General features: G+C 66.9%; 19 protein-coding genes and 1 pseudogene. 4 read left to right on the top strand and 16 right to left on the bottom strand.

The window, feature by feature from the left end:
• Window positions 1–11 precede the first annotated feature (11 nt).
• Genes AU187_RS19685 through AU187_RS19695 form a run of 3 tightly spaced genes read right to left on the bottom strand, consistent with a single transcriptional unit; the run spans window position 12 to window position 2,291 of the window.
• Window positions 12–956: an alpha/beta hydrolase gene (locus AU187_RS19685; RefSeq protein ID WP_059102218.1), complete on the bottom strand. Its 945-nt coding sequence runs from the start codon at window positions 954–956 to the stop codon at window positions 12–14.
• Window positions 953–1,804 (bottom strand): SDR family oxidoreductase, encoded by an 852-nt coding sequence (locus AU187_RS19690; protein ID WP_059167220.1) that lies wholly within the window; start codon window positions 1,802–1,804, stop codon window positions 953–955. The genes AU187_RS19685 and AU187_RS19690 overlap by 4 nt, the downstream gene beginning before the upstream one ends.
• Before the next feature lie 4 nt (window positions 1,805–1,808).
• Window positions 1,809–2,291 carry a nuclear transport factor 2 family protein gene (locus tag AU187_RS19695; RefSeq protein WP_059102325.1) on the bottom strand — a complete coding sequence of 161 codons (483 nt, stop codon included), beginning with the start codon at window positions 2,289–2,291 and terminating at the stop codon, window positions 1,809–1,811.
• Between the two features lie 129 nt (window positions 2,292–2,420).
• Here AU187_RS19695 and AU187_RS19700 point away from each other — a divergent pair, with 129 nt between their 5' ends.
• Complete coding sequence (locus AU187_RS19700; RefSeq protein ID WP_059102220.1) at window positions 2,421–3,857, top strand: HNH endonuclease signature motif containing protein; 1,437 nt, start codon at window positions 2,421–2,423, stop codon at window positions 3,855–3,857.
• Window positions 3,858–3,895: 38 nt separating this feature from the next.
• Here the strand turns inward: AU187_RS19700 and AU187_RS19705 are convergent, their stop codons facing one another.
• The 5 genes and pseudogenes from AU187_RS19705 to AU187_RS19720 form a co-directional block, all read right to left on the bottom strand.
• Complete coding sequence (locus tag AU187_RS19705; RefSeq protein ID WP_059102221.1) at window positions 3,896–4,897, bottom strand: acyl-CoA dehydrogenase family protein; 1,002 nt, start codon at window positions 4,895–4,897, stop codon at window positions 3,896–3,898.
• Window positions 4,894–6,039 carry an acyl-CoA dehydrogenase family protein gene (locus tag AU187_RS19710; protein WP_156425402.1) on the bottom strand — a complete coding sequence of 382 codons (1,146 nt, stop codon included), beginning with the start codon at window positions 6,037–6,039 and terminating at the stop codon, window positions 4,894–4,896. Before AU187_RS19710 ends, AU187_RS19705 begins: the two co-directional genes overlap by 4 nt.
• Window positions 6,040–6,047: 8 nt before the next feature.
• Window positions 6,048–6,176, bottom strand: a pseudogene (locus AU187_RS25550) (enoyl-CoA hydratase); the annotation flags it as partial.
• Window positions 6,177–6,233: 57 nt separating this feature from the next.
• Complete coding sequence (locus tag AU187_RS19715; protein WP_059102222.1) at window positions 6,234–7,340, bottom strand: zinc-binding dehydrogenase; 1,107 nt, start codon at window positions 7,338–7,340, stop codon at window positions 6,234–6,236.
• Window positions 7,341–7,355: 15 nt separating this feature from the next.
• Window positions 7,356–8,933, bottom strand: coding sequence for an acyl-CoA synthetase (locus tag AU187_RS19720; protein WP_059102223.1), 1,578 nt, complete (start codon window positions 8,931–8,933; stop codon window positions 7,356–7,358).
• Between the two features lie 101 nt (window positions 8,934–9,034).
• Between AU187_RS19720 and AU187_RS19725 the strand changes: the two genes are divergently transcribed.
• Both AU187_RS19725 and AU187_RS19730 read left to right on the top strand, forming a co-directional pair.
• On the top strand, window positions 9,035–10,954 hold the full coding sequence (locus tag AU187_RS19725) for a flavin-containing monooxygenase (protein WP_059102224.1): 1,920 nt from the start codon (window positions 9,035–9,037) through the stop codon (window positions 10,952–10,954).
• On the top strand, window positions 10,951–11,838 hold the full coding sequence (locus AU187_RS19730) for an SDR family NAD(P)-dependent oxidoreductase (protein WP_059167221.1): 888 nt from the start codon (window positions 10,951–10,953) through the stop codon (window positions 11,836–11,838). The genes AU187_RS19725 and AU187_RS19730 overlap by 4 nt, the downstream gene beginning before the upstream one ends.
• 48 nt (window positions 11,839–11,886) lie before the next feature.
• On the opposite strand, the gene AU187_RS19735 is transcribed toward AU187_RS19730, so the two are convergent.
• Genes AU187_RS19735 through AU187_RS19745 form a run of 3 tightly spaced genes read right to left on the bottom strand, consistent with a single transcriptional unit; the run spans window position 11,887 to window position 13,288 of the window.
• Window positions 11,887–12,324: a nuclear transport factor 2 family protein gene (locus AU187_RS19735; protein WP_059102226.1), complete on the bottom strand. Its 438-nt coding sequence runs from the start codon at window positions 12,322–12,324 to the stop codon at window positions 11,887–11,889.
• Window positions 12,321–12,941 carry a Dabb family protein gene (locus tag AU187_RS19740; protein ID WP_059102327.1) on the bottom strand — a complete coding sequence of 207 codons (621 nt, stop codon included), beginning with the start codon at window positions 12,939–12,941 and terminating at the stop codon, window positions 12,321–12,323. The genes AU187_RS19735 and AU187_RS19740 overlap by 4 nt, the downstream gene beginning before the upstream one ends.
• Before the next feature lie 5 nt (window positions 12,942–12,946).
• Window positions 12,947–13,288 (bottom strand): hypothetical protein, encoded by a 342-nt coding sequence (locus AU187_RS19745; protein ID WP_059102227.1) that lies wholly within the window; start codon window positions 13,286–13,288, stop codon window positions 12,947–12,949.
• Between the two features lie 99 nt (window positions 13,289–13,387).
• On the opposite strand from AU187_RS19745, the gene AU187_RS19750 reads away from it, so the two are divergent.
• Entirely contained in the window at window positions 13,388–14,599 is a 1,212-nt protein-coding gene (locus AU187_RS19750) for an NADH:flavin oxidoreductase (protein WP_059102228.1), read from the top strand.
• Here the strand turns inward: AU187_RS19750 and lipP1 are convergent.
• The 5 genes from lipP1 to bphC form a co-directional block, all read right to left on the bottom strand.
• On the bottom strand, window positions 14,554–15,504 hold the full coding sequence (gene lipP1, locus AU187_RS19755) for a LipP1 family hormone-sensitive lipase (RefSeq protein WP_059102229.1): 951 nt from the start codon (window positions 15,502–15,504) through the stop codon (window positions 14,554–14,556). The two genes, AU187_RS19750 and lipP1, sit on opposite strands and share 46 nt — an antisense overlap.
• Window positions 15,501–16,340 (bottom strand): IclR family transcriptional regulator, encoded by an 840-nt coding sequence (locus tag AU187_RS19760; RefSeq protein WP_059102230.1) that lies wholly within the window; start codon window positions 16,338–16,340, stop codon window positions 15,501–15,503. Before AU187_RS19760 ends, lipP1 begins: the two co-directional genes overlap by 4 nt.
• A 140-nt stretch (window positions 16,341–16,480) precedes the next feature.
• Window positions 16,481–17,638: a zinc-binding dehydrogenase gene (locus AU187_RS19765; RefSeq protein WP_059102231.1), complete on the bottom strand. Its 1,158-nt coding sequence runs from the start codon at window positions 17,636–17,638 to the stop codon at window positions 16,481–16,483.
• 43 nt (window positions 17,639–17,681) lie between these two features.
• The gene (locus AU187_RS19770) at window positions 17,682–19,142 is read right to left on the bottom strand and encodes an FAD-dependent oxidoreductase (protein ID WP_059102328.1); all 1,461 of its coding nucleotides are present in this window, start codon (window positions 19,140–19,142) and stop codon (window positions 17,682–17,684) included.
• Entirely contained in the window at window positions 19,139–20,047 is a 909-nt protein-coding gene (gene bphC, locus AU187_RS19775) for a biphenyl-2,3-diol 1,2-dioxygenase (protein ID WP_059102232.1), read from the bottom strand. The genes AU187_RS19770 and bphC overlap by 4 nt, the downstream gene beginning before the upstream one ends.
• Between the last annotated feature and the right edge of the window lie 5 nt (window positions 20,048–20,052).

Here is a 20,052-nt window from a genome sequence, read left to right on the forward strand (position 1 = left end):
CGGAGGCGCGCTCAGAAGGGCAGGGGGTTGGCGAACTTGGCGCTCATCAGCGCGCCGATCTCGGCCACCGCCAACCGACCACGCGCGGTGGCGTCCGACCGCATCAGGAAACCGTGATACGCCCCGGGATAGCGGGTCAGTGTGGTCTGCACGCCGGCGTCCTGCAGTCGTGCGGCGTATCGCTCGCCCCAGTCCCGAATGGGGTCGGCGGCCGCGGTCACGACGATGGCTTGCGGTAGACCGGACAGATCGTCCGCACGGGCGGGCACCGCGTACGGGTGGTCGGGGCCGTCGGCCAACTCATACATGTACTCGATGTCGACGAGGGTGAGCATCGGGGCGTCGGGCATGGCTCTGACCGACGGCACCGTCAGATCCTTGTCGAGTCCCGGGTACATCAGCAGCTGCGCGAACAGGTCTGGGCCGCCGCGGTCTCGGGCGGCCAGGGCGACGGCCGCGGCCAGGGTGCCGCCCGCGCTGTCGCCGGCCACCGCCAATCGGCTTGCGTCGATGCCGAGTTCGTGCGCATTCGCCGCAACCCAGGACGTCGCGGTGTATGCGTCGTCGAACTGGGCCGGGGGCGGCGCTTCCGGCGCCAGGTGGTAGTCGACGGAAACCACGGTGGCGCCGGATTTCTCGGCGAGGGTGCGCGCCAGCGGTTCGAACGAATGATTCGATCCCAACACCATGCCGCCGCCGTGGAAGTAGACCATCGCCGGCGCCGCCGCCTGCACAGTCGGTCGGTAGATCCGCAACGCAATCTGCCCGACCGGTCCGTCGATCACCCGGTCTTCCACCTCGGCCATCTCCGGCATGGGAGGCAGGGGAGCGGACTCCAGGGCCTCGCGGACCGCGGCCAGTCCGCGCTCGCGCATCGGCGGCACAACACCGAACTCCGCGACGCGGGCCGCGGCGTCCGGATCCAACAGCGGTTCAGCGGCTTTGGAGATCGTCATTGCTGTGCTGGATCGAAACGACGCTTGGTGCGCAGCGCCGGCGGGCGGCGGTCCGCCAGGATGTCGGCGCGCTCAGCCATCGCGTTGCCGACATATTCGGGTTGCGTCAGCAGATAGAAATCGCCTGCGGCCGCCTGCTCGAACACCGTCCGCGCCGCCTCGATCGGGTCCATCGCGTCGGCCTTGATGTCGAGCATCGCCGATCGCTGCGACTCGGCCGCCGCGACATCGCCGCCGTCGACACCGCCTGCCGCCTCGAAGATGTTCGACTTCACCGCGCCGGGTAACACCGCCTGCACATGGATCCGGTCGGCGTGGCCGGCCAATTGCACCTCCAGGCGCAAGCATTCGGTGAGGGCGAGCACCGCGTGCTTGCTCATGATGTACGGCGCCTGCAATGGCACCGCCGCGACGCCGCCGATCGACGAGACGTTCCACACCCACGACGGCGTATCGGCGGCGAGCATGTGCGGCAGGAACGCGCGCACGCCGTAGAAGACGCCGCTGACGTTGATCGCCACCAGGCGATCCCAGTTGACCACGGGCGTGTCCCACAGGTAGCCGAACTGTTCCACACCGGCGTTGTTGACCAACAGCCGCACCGGACCGGTCTCGGAGTACACCTGGGCTGCAAGTCTTTCCAGCGCATCCGGATCGCGCACGTCGCACACGGCGTCGATGGAGCTGGGCAGTTCGTCACGCAGTGCGGCGATCGCCTTACCATCGACGTCGACAAGCACCACCGTCATGCCAAGCGCGGCGGCATGGCGGGCCAGACCGGCCCCGATCCCGTTACCGGCGCCGGTGATGACCGCGACGCCGCCGGAGAACGTCTCGCGAGCGGTCACCGAACTAGCTGCCGGATGCTGCGGTTTCGGTGGCGAGCTCGGCCAGTGGCACCGAGTCGGTGGTGTCGAGAACCATCTCCATTTCGGTGAACTCGAGCCCGTCGGCACCGCGGCGCACCGCGACGTTGGCGATACCGCTGGACACCGCGAACGGCACGAAGTTCGCGATCTGGTTGACGAAGATATAAAAACGGACGAGAGCGGCGTCCTCTTTAACGCCGGTGCGGTGCACGTTGGTGGCGTGGTGACGCAGCGGGTACGGGCTCTGCTTGCGGTGGTCGGTGAGCCACTCCATGACGGCGTCGCGGCCGTGCAGCTCCGGCGACATAAGCTCTTCGAAGGGGCTTGCGCCCGAATCGCTGCGGGTTACGAATCGGATGTTCTCGGCTTTCGCCGCCGCCATGTCGTCGTAGTTCGCCTCGTCGTAGGCGTACCAGTAGGCCGCGATGAATTCCTGCAATTCGGACAGCGTGATGTCGTTGCTCACCATTGCAGTCAACCGTCGGAGCCGCCGGTCGACACCGGGAGTGCCCGGTGAGTGGAACGTCGCCAACTCTCATGGAACCTTTCAGAGATACGTCGCGAAGTTCTTAGAATTCGCACATACGTTCGAGTCATGAGTGCGGAAGCGGTGCAGGCCACGGTTGCCTCGCTTCGCGCCGCCTATGACGAGCTGGCCGCGTTGCCCATCGAGGCGCTCACCGAGCACGACCTGATCGGTGCGCTTGACGACCTTGAAGCCCTCGCCTGCCAGCTGCCGACTCAGAGCCATCGCATGTTGGCGCGCTTGCAAGGGGAGACCACCGCCACGGAAATGGGCGCAAAATCCTGGCGCGACGTGCTGGCGATCCGGTGGCGGATCTCGACCAGTGAGGCCGGCCGCCGGCTCGACGAAGCCGCCAAGTTGGGTCCGCGTCGCACACTGACGGGTGAACCGCTCGAGCCCGAGTTACCCTGCACCGCACTGGCCCAAGCTCACGGGTCGATCAATCGCGAGCATGTCAAGGTCGTGCGCGAGGCGATGGAGCGCATCCCGGCCGGCGTCGACGCCGGCACCCGCGCACAGATCGAAGTCGACCTGGTGCGCACCGCGATCGGCGTGGGACCGAAGGAATTGAAAGACAACGCCGAGCGCATCCTGTTCCTGCTCGACCAGGATGGTCCCGAACCCGACGAGCGTGAACGCGCGCGGCGCCGTGGCGTGTGGAAAGGACCCCAGGGGTCAGACAAGATGATCCCGTTCAGAGGCAATCTGACTCCCGAAGCCTGGGCGATATACGAGGCGATCTTCGCGAAGTGGGCGGCGCCGGGCATGTGCAACCCCGACGACGAGCAACCCTGCGTTTCAGGTACGCCATCACAGGCCCAGATCGATAACGACCACCGCAGTCTGGCGCAGCGCCAGCACGACGCGCTGGTCGCGGTCGGGCGCAGCGTGCTGGAAAGCGGTGAATTGGGGCAGCACAACGGGTTACCAGCCTCGATCATCGTCCGCACCACACTGCAGGAGTTGGAGAGCCGGGCAGGGGTCGGCGTCACCGGTGGGGGCACCGTCATCCCCATCGGCGACGTGATTCGGATGGCCGCCCACGCTAACCATTACCTGGCGGTGTTCGACAAGGCGACCGGGTCGGCGCTGGACTTGTTTCGCGCTCGGCGCGTGGCCTCGCCGGCTCAGCGGATTATGCTCATCGCCCGCGACGGCGGCTGCACGAAGCCGGGCTGCACCGTGCCTGCCTACGGTTGCCAAGCCCATCACGCGGCTCGCGACTGGGCCGACGACGGGCAAACAAACGTCGACGAACTCGGTTTGGCGTGTGGGCCCGACAACCGCATGGTCGGGCCAGGCGGCTGGCAGACACGGATCAACGAAGACAACGACGTCGAGTGGATTCCACCCCCACATCTCGACACAGGGCAAGCCCGCGTCAACGAGTACCATCGCCCCGAGCGTCTCCACCGACCGTCCGACGAAACCGACGAAATCGTCGACGGACGAACCCCGAACGACGACAACGAAAGTCGAGCGGGACCAACAACCGACGCCGCGTGACGAACGCGCCTCGCGGCTGACCGTCATTCGCCGTAACCCTAGCCAGTGACCATGCTCCACAGTCCGGCTGCGCCCGCCGCCAGGGCCGCATCGGTCACCCGCTGGTCCCAGTACCGTACTGAGCCGAACTCCGAGCGCCAGGCTAGGGCAGCCCGGGTGAATTCGTGCAGTCGGTGCTCCTGTGTGGTGCCAATGGCGCCGTGGACCTGGTGCGCGTTGCGCACCACGACTTCCGCGGCATGGCCTGCGCAAGAACGGGCCGCCGCCACCCGGAATTCGAGGCTCTCGCCCGACCAGTCGGTGGTCACGGCCGTGGTCAGCGCGGCTTCGGTCGCCGCGCGGGCGAGCGCGGCCTCGGCGGTGAGATCGGCGATCAGATGCTGCACCGCCTGAAAGCGGGCCAACGGGCGACCGAACTGGATGCGCGACGTCGCATGCTCGACGGACATCTGGACGACGCGATCGAGCGCTGCGCACACCTGAATTGAGCGCACTAGTGCAGACTTCAGCCGCAATTGCGTGACTAGTGGTGCGGGAACCGACACGCCGTCGAGGGCCGAGATGTCGGCGGTGACAGTGTCGCGTGGCTCGCCGACCGTATTGAATCCCGATGTGATGCCCAGTCTCTCGATGTCAACGTCGGCGGCACGGTGTTCGCCACCGGCGTTCCACACCACCACGACCCGCTGGGCGCCCGCCGCCCATGGCACACCGCGCGCCGTCCCATACGAGTCCAATAGGCAAACCGTACGCACCGTCCCGGTACTGGGCAGGCCGATCGCATCCAACAGCCAGCACGCCAGCAAGTCGTTTTCGGCCAACGGAACTCGCACGCCGTGACGGGCCGCGGCGCTCAGCAGTTCGGCGGCTTCGTACCATCCGGCACCACTGCCGCCGACATCCTCGGGACCCGTGAGCCGCACCAGTCCGAGTTTGTCGAGTTGTTGCCACAGCGCCGGATCGCCGCGATGTTCCGCGAAGACGGCGTCCATCATCGCGACCAGTGCCGGATCCACGCCGGCCGACGGTGTCTCGGTCATCGAAGGCCCAATCCGCGCGCGATGACACCGCGCAGCACTTCGTTTGTTCCGCCGCGCAGCGTGAAACCCGGACGCTGATCCGCCGCAGCCGAAACGAGTTCGGTAAACGCCGGATCGATATCGCCATCGTCGAACTGGCCGGCGAATTCGGCGATATCGCCCTCGGTGGTGGTGCCGAGGACCTTGACGACGGCCGCGGGCACATCCGCCGGGGCATTTCGCTCCAGCGCACCCGCCACCGCGGTCGACATCTGGTGCAGGCCGGCGATGCGCGCCACCAGCCGCCCGAGGTCGGCGTCGGGCGAGATCCGCTGAGACGCCATGTGTTCGGCGCACGATGCGAGCAGAACGAACGTCGACAAGAACCGCTCAGGTCCGCTGCGCTCGAACGCCAGCTCCGAGGTCACCTGCTGCCAGCCGTCGCCGATCGCACCGAACACCATTGCGTCGGGCACGAACGCCGCATCAAGGACCACCTCGTTGAAGTGGTGTGCGCCGTTCATCGAGACGATCGGCCGGATATCCACACCCGGACCCCGCAGGTCGACGATGAACTGGCTCAGCCCGGCGTGCCGATCGCCCGGATCCACCGGTGCGGTACGCGCCAGCGCGATGAACGCGTGCGCGTGATGGGCCCCCGATGTCCACACCTTGGTGCCGGTTAGCTCCCAACCCCCGTCGACGCGAACCGCTTTCGTCCGCACGCTCGCCAGGTCAGAGCCGGAGTCGGGTTCGCTCATCCCGATGCCGAAGTAGCATTCGCCGCGCACGATCTTCGGCAGGAACTCCGACTTCTGGTGTTCGGTGCCGTACTTCAACAGCGACGGCACGATCTGCCGGTCGGCGATCCAATGCGCGGCCACCGGCGCGCCGGCCGCGAGCAGTTCCTCGGTCACCACGAAGCGTTCGACGAATGAGCGCCCGTGGCCGCCGTATTCGACGGGCACCGTCATGCCCAGCCAGCCCTTAACGGCGAGCGCGGCAGTGAACTTCTCGTCCCAGCCGGTCAACCAGGCATCGACGGCGGGGGTGTACGTGCCCGCGGCGCGCTGCTCGGCCAGAAAGGCGCGAACCTCGGCGCGCAGCGGCTCCGTGGTCGCCGGTTCGACAGTCGCCGGCGGCACCAGCCGCGGAAGTGACACCTGCGACGTCACCATCTCCTCCACTCATATCGGTGGCTGCGCTGCATGGCCGCCGCCATGGACAACGTTGAGTCCAGCGGACCCACCCGTGATTCTTGCAGCAGCCGCTTGGCCATCCGCAACGCGTGCGGGAGGTTGCACTGCCCGTCGATGAACAGCGTTTCACGCGTGTGATGGTGCATGGACTTCCTTGATCAAGGAACGATGCTGGCGCGGACATCGCGCTTGCCGTCGGCGGCGGCAAACGCCTCGTTGATATCGTCAAGCCGATACTGCGCCGCAGCAAGGCGTTTCAGCGGAAGCGAGTCCTGGTGCTGCTCGAGGAAGGTGAGCGCGCGCGACAGCACCGGCGGGTCGTAGAGCGAGACGCCGACCATCGTCTTGTTGGCGAACACGAACCGCGACGGATCGAACTCGAACGTCTTGCCGATGTTGATGTTGCCGATCTCCACGTAGCGGCCGAACTGGCCGAGCATCTTGAGACCCTCGTCGATGGCCGACGGGTGGCCGACCACCTCCACCACCACGTCGGCGCCCTGCCCGTCCGTGAGTTCGCGTACGACCTTCGTCCGGTCCTTCGCGGTGGCCGCCTCGTTGATGTCGATCACCGCATCGGCGCCGAACGCCGTCGCCAACTCCAGACGTTCGGGCACCCCGTCGATCGCGACGACCAGCCCCGCCCCACGTGCCTTCGCCACGGCGACGGCGTACAGGCCGAGAGCGCCGGCGCCCTGCACCACGACGATTTCCCCGAGTTGCTGATCGACGCGCTCCAGGCCGTATATAACCTGGGAGAGAGCGCAATTGGCGCCAGAGGCGATGTCGTCAGACACGGAGCCGGGAACGGCATAGATCACAGCACCGCTGGGCAGCAGGAAGTAGTCGCCATAGCCCCCCACGAAGTACGGAGGTTCGTCGGCGCGGCCCAGCATCGCCATCGTGAGGTTCAGGCATGCATTTCGCCGACCCATCAGGCAGTTGCGACAGCGGTGGCAGCAGAAGAAGTACGGAAATACCACCCGGGTGCCCACCTCCAGCGGCGCGCCGTTGGAGTCGGTGCTGACGCCGTCGCCGAGGGCCTCGACCATGCCCACCATTTCGTGCCCCAGCACGGTGGGCAGCTTGCCACCGAGTCCACCGGTCGCGAATGTTCCGTGCCAGGCGTGCAGATCGGATCCGCAGATGTTGGTGCGAGTGACCCGGATCAGGATCTCACCGGGTTCTGCCCCGGTCAGGCCGACGGTCTCGATCTGGAACGGTTCGCCGGGCCCGTCGAACCGCGCGATGCGTCCTGTGAACACGACGGCGTTATCCCTTCAGTGGGTGAGCGCTTCGGAGCCGAAGCGCTGCCTCAGTTGACGTTTCAACAGCTTGCCGCTCGGGTTCTTGGGCAGTGAGTCGACGAAGAAGACCCGCTTGGGCGTCTTGAAGCCGGCCAGATGCTTGCGGCAGTGCGCGATCACGTCATCCTCGGTCAGCGTGAAACCGTCGCGCGCGACCACCGCGGCCACCACGACCTCGACCCACGTGGGATGCGGCAACCCGAACACCGCGGCTTCCTGTACTCCGCTGTGCCGGTAGAGGATTTCTTCGACTTCGCGGCTGGCGACGTTTTCGCCGCCGGTCTTGATCATGTCCTTCTTGCGGTCCACGACGTGCAGCAGGCCATGCTCGTCGTAATAGCCGAGGTCACCGGAGTGGAACCAGCCGCCACGGAAGGCCTCCGCCGTCTTGGGGGGGTCGTCGAGATAGCCCAACATCAGATGTGGGCTGCGGTGGGCGATTTCACCCACCACGCCCGTCGCGACGGGCTGGTCCTCTTCGTCGAGGATGGTTGTCTCGACGTTGACCACCGGCCGCCCGGCCGCGCCGCCGTGTGCTTCCTGCTCGTCGGGTGCAAGCGCGGACGCCAGCGGCGCCATTTCGGTCTGCCCGTAGAAGTTCCACAGCCGCAAGTTGGGCAGCCGTTCCCGGATCTCGTTGATGATCTCGACCGGCATCGCGGAGGCGCCGTAGTAGCCCTTGCGCAGGCTGGACAGATCCACAGTGTCGAAGACTGGGCTGCGGAGCAGGCTGATCCACACCGTGGGAGGCGCGAAGTAGTTCGTCACTGCGTGGCGGGCGATCGTGCGCAACACCGTGTCGGGGTCGGGTTTGGGAAGGATGATGCTGGTCGCACCGAGGTAGATGTCGGTCGCGAGGAAGTTGTCGAGCTGCGCGCAGTGGTAGAGCGGCAGCGAGTGGATCTCGACGTCGTCGCCCGACATCGAGCCGGCAACGATCGTGCTGATGTACTGCCACATCAGGGTGCGGCTGCTGTGCATGACTCCCTTCGGCCGTGATTCGGTGCCGCTCGTGTACATCAACCGCAGGAGCTGGTCGTCGTCGATGTGCGGGGCCGGGGCCGCGGTGGTGGTGGTCAACCAGTGGGCGAAGTCGCCCCAACCGGGTGGTGCGGGCCGGCCGGCCGGCATCAGCGCAGTCGTGGTGCGCACCGTCCCGCCTTGCCGCATCGCCTGCTCGGCCGTCGGGATCAGGCCGGCCTCGACGATGAATCCGCTGGCCTTGCTGTGGCCCAGGACGTAGGAGATCTCGTCGGCGGTGAGCATGAAGTTGACCGGGACCAACACCACCGCGGCGCGGGCGGTCGCGAAAGCCAACACGGCGTACTGCCAGCAGTTGTGCGCCAAGAGCGCCAGGCGGTCACCGGGTGCAAAGCCGTTGTCCTGCAAAGCCGCCGCTGCTCTATCCACCAGGTTGTCGAACTCGGCGAACGTCAGGACGACGTCGCCATCGATGATCGCCACCTTGTCCGGCTGCTTGCGGGCCGACCGCCGTGGGATGTCGCCGAGCGTATGGCTGCGCGCCTGGGCTACCACGGTGTCCAGTTGCATGGCCGCAGCGTATGGCCTGGCACCGGTGGCTCAGCGGCTGGTGTCCCGCTCAGTAGGCAGGATGGCGCTCGTCGGGCCGTTGCGCTCCGATACTCGGAGCCGTGACTGCTGATGCGCAAACCAGGCCGGAGTCGACGGTTGACCGCGACGAACTGAGGACGCATCTGCGTGAGGCGGACGCTGGTGTGCTGGTCGCGGTGCTCGCCCAATTGACCGGTGATCCGTCTGTCATCGACCGGTACGGCGCCAATATCACCCATGTGCCGGATCCACCGGAGCGCCTGGGCACCACCGATACCGGCACCATGGAGGAGCTCGTCACGGCCGTGATCGAGGCGATCGACGCGCCCCGGCCGGCCGGTGCCGTGGCCCCAGAGGACCCGCAACTGTTCGCCCGATTGCTGCCGGTGGCACTCGGCTCCGACGTGGAGGACGAGTTCATTCCGTTGCTGCTCGAACAGGGCGGCTTCCAACTGTCGCAGCCGACGCTGCCGCGCACGGTGCCGATTCCGGAGACCACGACGGTGGCGATCATCGGCGCCGGAATCGCCGGCATCATCACCGCGCTCGCCGCCGCAGACGCGGGCGTCCGATATCAGATCTTCGACCGCAACGACGAGGTCGGCGGCACCTGGCTGACCACCCGCTATCCGGGGATCGGCGTCGACACGCCGTCGGCGTATTACTCGCTGTCGCGTGAGGTGAATCCGGACTGGACGAGCTACTACCCGCAAGGCGGGGAGTACCAGAACTACCTCGTCGCGCTCGCCGACAAGTACGGCCTTCGCCAGCACACCCGATTCGGCACCGAAGTCGAGGCGTTGTGGTGGGACGAGGACCGTAAGCAATGGCAGATTCACGCGGTCGATCGCGACGGCAACCGCGACGTCAGTTTCGCCACCGTCGTCGTCACCGCCGCCGGCTATCTCAACCGACCGCGGTGGCCGGATCTCGAGGGCCGGGAGTCGTTCGAGGGCATCAGCATTCACTCGGCCATGTGGGACCCGACGCTCGACCTCAGTGGCAAGCGCGTCGCGATCATCGGGGCGGGCTGCACCGCGGTGCAGATCGTCGACGCGTGCATCGACGAGGTCGACCATCTCACGGTTTTCCAGCGACAGCCGCACTGGGTGGCGCCGCGCAAGCGGCCCTCCGACGACGTGCCCGAGTACCGCCGATTCCTGGGCCGTCACGTGCCGTATTACGCGAACTGGCACCGACTGAAGTCGTATTGGGCGACGGCCGACAACAACTATCCCGTCATCCTGCAGGACCCCGAATGGGCCAAGGATCATCTGTCGATCTCGCCGGCCAACGACGTGCTGCTGCAGATGTGCCTGACCTATATCAACGAAACATTCGGCGAGGGAAGCGAACTGGCGAAGAAGGTCACTCCCGACTTCGCGCCGTATGGTAAGCGGATCATCCGCGACCCGGGCGGCTACTACGCGGCGCTGACCCGCGACCACGTCGACATGGAGGCCAGCGAACCGGCCGTGGTCAACGCGCGCGGCATCGTCACCCAGGATGGTCGGCAGATCGACCTCGACGTCATCATCTACGCCACCGGCTACCACCTCGACTTCCTGTCGACCCTCGACATCCGCGGCCGCGACGGCCGGACCCTGCGCGAGGAGTGGGGGGACAGTCCGCGTGCATACCGCGGCGGCACCGTGCCCGGTTTCCCGAACCTGTTCATCAACTCGGCTCCGAACTACAGCCCTGGTCACGGTGCCGGTGCCAACTTCTCGATGGAAGTGATGGCGCATTACATCATCGAGTGCCTGCAACTGATGGCGTTGCGCGACGCGGCGACCATGGAGGTGAAGCGCGACGCCTACGTGAGCTACGTGGCGCAGATCGACGAGGCGATGTCGCGGACGGTGTGGTGTCACACCCCGAATGCGCACACCTACTACCGGTCCGGTTCGGGCCGTGTGGTGGTCGCGACGCCATACCGACTGGTCGATCTGTGGCATCAGCACCGGGCACCCGTCGAAGAACACTTCGAGCTGTCGTGACCGGATTGCTGGAAGGCAGGACGGCGCTCGTCACGGGCAGTAGCCGCGGAATCGGCCGAGCTGTGGCGCAACGGCTTTCGGCCGAAGGCGCCACCGTTGTCGTGACGGCTCGGGCGTTCGAGCCGTCGGCGTCGGTGCGCGCCGGCGCATCCGCCGCGTTGCCCGGCACGATCGGCGAGACCATCGAGCTCATCGAGCGCGGTGGCGGCAAGGCGGTGGGGATCGCCGCCGACTTGGAAAACGCCGAGCAGCGTGAGCGGTTGGTGGCCGAAGTGGTGGAGCGGTTGGGCCGCATCGACATTCTGGTCAACAACGCCGGCTACGCGGACTACTCGGTCGTCGAGCAGATGAGCATGGAAACCTTTGACCGCACCGTCGAGCACTACCTGCGCACGCCGTTCGTGCTCACCAAGGCCGCCGCTCCGCACATGCGGAAGCAGGGTGCGGGCTGGATCGTCAACATCGGTTCGGTGACCGGCGTGGCACCGGTGCGGCCCTACCGCGAATACAACAAGACGTCCGGCGACGTCATCTACGCGTCATGCAAGGCCGCGCTGCACCGCTTCACCCAGGGGGCTGCCGCCGAGCTGGTCGATGCCAACATCGCGGTCAACTGCGTGGGCCCGTCGACCGCTATCCGTACACCCGGTGCGTCGCAACTGATTCCGGACACGTTCCCGACAGAACCGGTCGATTACCTTGCCGAGACGGTGCTGGCGATGTGTCATCGGCCCGCTGCCGAACGCACCGGGCTCGTCGCGTTCAGCCTGCACTATCCGTGGTCGCAACAGTTGCCGGTGCACAGTCTCGACGGTGCGACGGTACTGCCGCCGCTGGAACCGCCGGCGACGGCCAACCCGAACATCCAGCCCGCCGGCATGTAGCGATTTCGGTGTCAGAACAGTCGCTCACCGACTGTTTCGGCACCGAAATCACTCGGCGAAGACGCGCTCGAGTGAGCCGACGTGTGCGCGGTTGACCTTGATGCGCTCGACAATTCGCCATCGGCCCGCCCGTCGCTCCCAGTGGTCGTGGTAGTCGCCCATCGTGTAGAAGCGCTCCGAACCGTCAGGGGACAGGTGCAGGTCGTGAACGTAGGCCCGCGATACGGCGGTGTCGCCCGCGACGTCGACGATCACGTTGCCCAGCAGATGTTGGGTCGGACCACAGGCGTCGAGATAGCTTCGAATGAGCGCAACGATGGCGGCGCTGCCGACGAGCGGTCCCGTGCCGAGGTCGCCCGTCGCGTCGTGGGCGAACACCTCGCCAACAGCCGTCCAGTCGTGCTCATCCATCGCGCGTGCGGCGGTGTAAAGTGCGCGCTCTATGTCGCGTTCGTCGAGAAGGCGCCGTACCGCGTCAGGATTCATGGCGTCTCCGCTCGACAGAAGCTGTGGCACACGCGGTCGCGCACAATGCACTCGGGGCATTCCGGGTCGAACCAACGATCGACGTAGGCCCAGTGGATCGGATGCATCAGATACGGGCCCATCAACCCCTCGACGTCCCGGAATTCCTGCTCGAACACATGGGTCCACGGCGACGTTCCGACGGCCGAGTCGACGCGGCTGAGCTGCCACGTACAGATCGACGTGACGTAGCGGGGGAGCAGGCGCAGGTCGTCTTCGAACCGTCGGAGGATCGCCTCGTCGCTACCGGGTTGCACCCGCAGCAACAGCGTCCGGTAGATGCTGCCTCGATCCGGCGACGCGGTGACCAGGTTGCCGGTATAGGTGGCGCCGTTGACGTGGTCGACCGCAGGATCGGCGAGGATCGTTTCGAAAGCCCCCGCCGCGGAATTCCATTGAGCCACCCCGTCGAACTGCAGATGCATCAGGATGTCGCCGCCGTTTCGCGTGCCGGGCAGTGTCGGCTGAATCAGCGCCCGCTTCGCACCGCTGGTGCTCGCCGCAGATCGCAGTTCGTAGATCAGACGATCGCAGGCCGCATCGTCGACGGTGTCGATCAGGCGGATCACGTTAAACATGCCCATCAAACGCTGCCCAACCCATCGACATCTTCGGCCGCTGCCGCGACATTGCGGGTCCGCTCAACGATCATCTCGCTGACGTCCTGCCACCACCGCCCGAGCGACGGGTCCGGCCTGCCCTTCCACGTCATCTCCCACCAGGCCCGCGGACACGGCAGCGTCCAGGTCGCCGTGACGACGTTCGACTGGTCGTCGAACCAGATCGGCGGGCTCACCAGGATGTCGCGCAGCGTCATACCGCGTTCCCTTGCCCCTGGCGCGTATTCGGCGAGATACGCGTCGACGAACCGTCTCGCGCAGCCCGGCCGGGTGACCACGCGGTCGACGACGTAGACGGCGCCCATGGGGCGACGATATTGCGGGCGGCGGGTCATGACGGCGTCCGCTCCCATCCATCGGGAAGGGCCCGCTCAGACATCCGATCCCAACGGCATCGTGGCGGCATGGATCCGTTCGCCCCTGCCCGGCTCGGGCCGGTGACTCTACGCAACCGCGTGATCAAAGCGGCGACGTCGGAGGGCCGCTCGCCTGACGGCCTGGTCACCGACGACCTGATCGACTTCCACGTCGCATTCGCCGAGGGTGGCGTCGGCATGACGACGGTCGCGTACTGCTGCGTGTCGAAGGAAGGCGCCAGCGCGCCCGGCCAGATCGTGATGACCGCGACGGCGCTGCCGGGCCTGCGCCGACTGGTCGACGCGGTGCACGGCGCCGGCGCGGCGATCTCTGCGCAACTAGGCCACGCGGGCGTCGTCGCGCAGAAAAGGCTCACCGGGGTCACCGCGGTGGCTCCCAGCCGGTTCGTCAACCCGACCTCGTTAGCGTATTGCCGCCAGATCACCCGCAACGAGATCGCCGCCGTCACGGAACAATTCGCACATGCGACACAGGTGGCGATCGATGCGGGGTTCGACGCCGTCGAACTTCATTTCGGCCATCTCTATCTGCCGAGCTCGTTCTTGAGCCCGTTGATCAACCGCCGTAACGACGGTTACGGCGGATCGATCGACAACCGGTCGCGGTTCGTGCGTGAGATCGCGGCGCGAGTGCGCGAGGTCGTGGGGGACCAGATCGCGGTCACCGCGAAGTTGAACATGGACGACGGCATGGCCGGCGGCATCTGGATCGACGAGGCCTTGCGCACAGTGCAGTTGCTCGACGGTGATGCCACCCTGGACGCCATCGAGCTCACTCAGGGTTCGTCGGTGTTCAAGCCGATGTATCTGTTTCGCGGTGACGTGCCGGTCAAGGAGTTCGCGAAAGTGATGCCGCAGGCACTGCGGCCGGGCGTCCGATTGGCGGGCAAGCGGGTCATGGGCAGCTATCCGTACCGCGATCTCTACATGCTCGAGGCGGCAAGGCAGTTCGTACCATTGGTCCGCCACACGAAACTGATTCTGTTGGGGGGCATCACGAACCGTGATCACGTGCAGACGGGGCTGCGCGAGGGGTTCGATTTTGTGGCCATGGGTCGAGCGCTACTGCGTGAGCCCGACCTCGTCAACACGATGATCGCCGATCCAGGTGCGCGCAGCCGGTGTACGCACAACAACAAGTGCATGGTCACGGTGTTCGGCCGCACCCATTGCGTGCTCGACCCCGAACAGCGTTACGGGGCGACCACCGTGCTGTCAGCTGAGCCGGCGAGCAGCTGAGCCAATTCCCGGCTGGCCCGTCGCCGGGCTTCATGCGCAATGTCCAGCATCGGCATCGTCATGAAGCCGTGGATGCCGCCGTCGAAGTCGCACCGCACCGTGCGAACGCCCGCGGCCCTCAGCGCATCGGCATACGCGACGCCTTCGTCGCGTAGCGGGTCGTGACCGGCGACGACCACCACCGCGGGCGGAAGCCCGGCGAGGTCGGCATGCAGCGGCGAGGCGTAGGGATGGGTACGGTCCGAATGCGACGGGACGTACTGGTCCCAGTACCACTGCAGCGCAGGCCGAGGGTTGTAGAAGCCCTTGCCGTACAAGCGATATGACTCGGTGTCGAAATCGGCGGCGATCACCGGATACAGCAGCAACTGACCCGCCAGCGCCGGCCCGCCGCGGTCACGCGCCATCAGCGCCGTCACGGCCGCCAGGTTGCCGCCCGCGCTGTCACCGCCGACGACGATCCGGCTCGCATCAGCACCGATCTCGGTCGCGTTGTCTGCCACCCATTGCGTCGCCGCGTAGAGATCGTCGGCCGCGGCGGGCCACCTGTGCTCCGGCGCCAACCGGTAGGCGACGGAGACGACCACGGCAGGAACGAGATTCGCGAGGCTTCGGCACAGCCCGTCGTGACTGTCAAGGTCGCAGAACACGAAACCCCCGCCGTGCGCATACACCACGACCGGTAACGGCACACCGGAAGACGGCCGGTAGATCCGCACCGCGATCGGGCCGTCACCGCCGGGGATCTCCAAGTCCTCCACTGCCCCAACCGGTTCAGGCTCAGCCGGCGCTACGAAGCGCGACCGGATTGCGGCACGCGCCTCGACGCCGGTCATCGTGTGAACGGGCGGGAACCCGGAATCCAGCGCCTCGATCAGCGGGGCGATCTGGGGGTCGAGACTCATGCGTACTGCAGCGCCCGTTCCCGGTCGGCCACCGGCCGCAACGCCGGCCCGCCACGGAGCGGCCGCGCCTGCTGAAGCGTCGGCGCCACCCGCTTCGGGCCGTCCTCGACATTGCGCCAGATGCCCATCGCGGTCATCCGCACCGGTGCCACCAGACGCTGGTCGAACGCCATCCTGTTCATCGGTCCGCATACCGACACCGCCGCGACCGCATCGTTCGGTCCTCCGATCGACGCTGCCACACAACCGAATCCGGCCAGCGACTCTTCCCGATCGAACGCGACCCCGTGCGCGCGCACCTTGGCCAGTTCCGTCGACAGTTGGGCCGCAGTGCTGATGGAGTAGCGGGTGCGCCGGTTCGAGAGGTCGACGCCGTCCCAGGCGTCGGAGTTGTAGGCCAGCATCGCCTTGCCGACGGCCGAACAGTGTGCCGGCTGGCGCCCACCCACACGGCTGGGGAGCGCGGCGCTCATCCGGTCGCCGATCTTCTCCAGGTACACGACGTCGGATCCGTCGAGGACCGCCAAGTGGACGACGAGGCCGGTCGCGCGGTGTAGATCGTGCAGCAGTGGGACCGCGGCGCGGTGCATCCGATCCTGGTGCACGGCCAGCGACCCCAGTTCCACCAGACGCATGCCCAGTTCGTAGTCTCGCCCGCTGCGGCGAAGCCAGCGCAGCTGCACCAAGCGCTCGAGCATGCGATGCGCCGAAGAGCGGGGCAGGCCGGTGCGCCGGACGATCTGGGCCAGCGTCAACCGGCCGGGACCGTCGAAAGCGTCGAGGACGAGGGATACGCGGTCGATCACTGCGCTGGGGGTTTCGACAGGCGGTGTCATGAGGCCTCCGGGCTGAGGAACGATAGGCACATTCCTAATAGGAATATGACTATTTGTAGCACAAATGTGCAGCCTGTCACATACCCGGCACAGGCATGTAACCGATCACAGCGCTGAGCTGGGGGTTTGCGAAGGACGTTCTAGGGGGCGCCGGCCGTGCTCGACGGATCGATGAGGATCTTTGCGTGAGCCTCGGCGGTCCCGAGCACCTCGAAGGCCCGAGTCACACCGTTCAGCCCAACGGTGCCGGTGACGAGCGCCGAGGCGTCCAGTTTGCCGTCGGCGAGCATGTGCAGCGTGTCGCGGAACTCCAGCGGCGTGTATCCGAACACGAACCGCATGTCGATCTCCTTACCGATCGCCATGGCGGGCCGAATCGCGTCTGTGCCCATGCACACCCCGACCACGACGACGCGGGTCTGCACGGGTACCGCGCCGACGATGCCGTCGATGATGCCGGGCACGCCGACACATTCGAAGACCACTGGACGCTTCGGGCTCGCAGCGCCGACAGCGTCGGCCATGCGGTAAAGGTGCGACCAACCGGGCAGTCGACGCAACTTTTCCATCGAGCCGACGCCCAGTTCATAAAGTTGTGGAGCCCGGGTGATGGCGCCGGACTGCTCGGTGGCGGCGTAGGGCGATTCGACGGCGGGATCCACCACGACGTGCGCACCGCAGCGTGACGCCATCTCGCGACGGGTGGTGGAGAAGTCGCTGGCGACGATCGTCTGCACGCCGAGCGACTTCAGGTGGCAGATCACCGCGAGTCCGACCGGTCCGCAGCCGATCACGACCGCGGTGTCGCGACGGCGAATGTCGCTGCGGCGCACGGCATGTAGCGCCACTGCCATCGGCTCGGTCAGCGCTGCGGTGTCCGCGTCCAGCCCGTTCGGGACGACGAAGCTCATCGCGGCCTCGGCGAGCACCTGCTCGGCGTAGCCGCCGGGCGCCAGCGGTGACAACCCGGTCAGGTGTACCCCGCCGGCTGCGCGCAACAACGGGAAGGAGACCACCGGCGTGCCGACCTTGAACTCCTTGGCAGCTCCTCGGCCGCGCTCGAGGACTTCGCCGCAGAACTCGTGGCCCAACACGACAGGCGTGTCCCCGCGCATGAAGTCGGGGTAGCCCATTTCGTCCATCACGCCGGTCAGTTCGTCGGCGTGGTCCTTCGCGTGCAGATCGGATCCGCAGATCCCGCATCGCCGCACCTCGAGCAACAGTTGCCCGCGTGCCGGTTGCGGTGTCGGTAGGTCCACGACCGACAGGCTCCCGTGCTCACAGCTGACGGCTCTCATCCCTGCATCCTCTCCCATGCGCCCGGCAGAGGACCCGCGAATCTCAGGCCTTCGCGGCGCTGCGTCCTGCGCGTCGGCCGTAGAAGCTGCCGTCGCCCAGCGAGATACCGCTCGCGTAGCCCCACGCCGCCAGCCCCGCGGAGCACCGTCCCGCGGCGAACAAACCGGCGATGGGTTCGCCGCTGACGTGGAGCACCTCACCGGCCAGTGAGGTCTGCAGCCCGCCGAGCGTGAATCCGCCGGTGCTGTCGCGCAGGTCGATCGCACCGACGGGTGATCCGATCGGACGAAGCCACTGCGCCTTCTTGTGCAGCAGCGGGTCCTCGCCCCGCGATGCGCCCGCGTTGTATGCCGCCACGGTCGCCTGCAACGAACCGGACGCCAGGCCGATCTCGGCTTCGAGGTCGGCGACGGTGTCGCACACCCAGGTGGCGGGACGCAGCATCAGTTGCGGCGACACTGACGCCATCGCTTCCTCCTGGGCATCGCCGTCGATGATCAGGTAAGCGGTGTTGTCCTGGTGGTAGAGCGTGAGTTGGCCGATGCGCCCGGGATATGTGTCCTCGGCGACGTAGCGTTGTCCACGAGCATTCACCAGAATCCCGCGCACCAACTGCTGCGGGTCGATGAAGATCGCGACCTCGGTCGCGTCCATGTGGGCGAGATCGGCGCCCAGCGCCTGCGCCATCCGGATCGCCTGACCGTCGTGCTGCTCGATCGACGCGGCGGGACGTCCGGCGATGCGCGGGGCGTACTGCGCGACCATCGCCTCGTTGTAGGCGAAGCTGCCCATGGCCAGCACCACACCGCGGCGCGCGCGGACCGCCACGTCCTCGCCGTAGCGTCGCGCGAAGACGCCGACCACGCGGCCGTCGGACTCGACGATCAACCGCTGCACCCGCACGTCGTACAGCGCCCGCGCTCCTGCGCCCGTGGCGGTTTCGACGAGTGGTTTCATCAGCATGTATCCGGCGCTGGACTCACCCTGCTTCTTGTTCGACATCTGCGGGACGTGCCCGCGCGGCGCCGGCGCGGCGATGGTGTTGAACGGGTAGGAGTTCTCGCCGCCGCTGAACATCAGACCCTGATCGCCCATCGGTTCCCAGCCGGGCTCGCCGAAGAACTCCGGCTTGAACACCACGCCGTTCTCGACCAGCCAGTCGAAATGGTCGAGACTGCCCTCGCAGTAGTCGGCGATGCGTTTCTCATCGGCACCCGGTCCCATCGCCACGTTGAGGAACGCTTGCATATTCTCGACGGAATCGTCGAAGCCGCATGCCTTTTGGATCGGGGTGCCGCCGCCGAGGTAGATGAAGCCGCCGGCCATCGACGCCGCGCCGCCCCACGACCCGGTTCGTTCGAGGACCAGCACGTCGGCGCCGCGGCGGGTGGCCTCGACCGCCGCGGCCGCTCCGGCGATTCCGAATCCGGCGATGACGACGTCGGCCTCGTCGTCCCAGCAAGCGATCTCCGACGCCGGCAGGGGAGTGACGTCGTTGGTCATGGCCGCATGGCCGCCGGCAGGTCTGACACCCATTCGTGGCCCCAGTAGCTGTCGGCGGTGATTTCCTCAGCGGTGTAGTAGGTTTCGTCGACGCGCATGCCGTCGGTGCCGAACTCGATGTCCCAGTCGCCGGGAGCGCGCACGTAGAACGACACCATCTTGTCGTTGGTGTGCCTGCCCAGCGTCGAGGACAACTGGAAACCGTCCTTGTTCACCCGGTCCAGCGCCTGGCCGACGGCGTCGAGACTGTCGACCTCCACCATGAGATGGATCAGGCCGGGGTCGCGCAGCGTCATCGCCGGGCAGACCGCCAGGCTGTGGTGGCGCTCGTTGATCCCGAGGAACCGCACGCGAATCGGTCCGAACTCCGGCGGCGCCGGAACCCGGAAGGCGCCGCGGGACTTGAAGCCCAGAACCTCCGTATAGAACCGGAATAGCCCCGGCACGTCGAGAGCGGGCAGCACCACGTGGCCGAGGCCCTGGGCGCCTGTGACGAACCGGGCGCCGAAAGGCGTGACGACGGGACTGTGGTCCAGCACGGCTCCGTGAAAGACCTCGGTCGACGTGCCGGCGGGATCGTCGAACGCGATGACCTCCTCGACGCGCCGCGCATCGGCCTCTTCGAGCGACAGTTCCTTGACCGCCACACCCGCGCCGTCGAGGGTGGCCTTGACCCGCGTCAGCGCGGCGTGGTCGCGCACTTCCCAACCGACAGTGACGATCTTGTCGACGTCGCCGGGCACGACGATGATGCGGGCCGCACGCTCGTCCATGCGCAGGTACAACGCGTCGCCCTCAGGGCCGGAACCCTCGGCGAAGCCGAGCACCTTGAACGCGAAATGGCGCCAGCGCTCGATGTCGGTCGCCTGAACCTCCACGTAGCCAAGGCTTTTCAGATCGCTCATCGGCG

Origin of the sequence: Mycobacterium sp. IS-1556, from assembly GCF_001499985.1 — a bacterium.
Taxonomy (GTDB): domain Bacteria; phylum Actinomycetota; class Actinomycetes; order Mycobacteriales; family Mycobacteriaceae; genus Mycobacterium.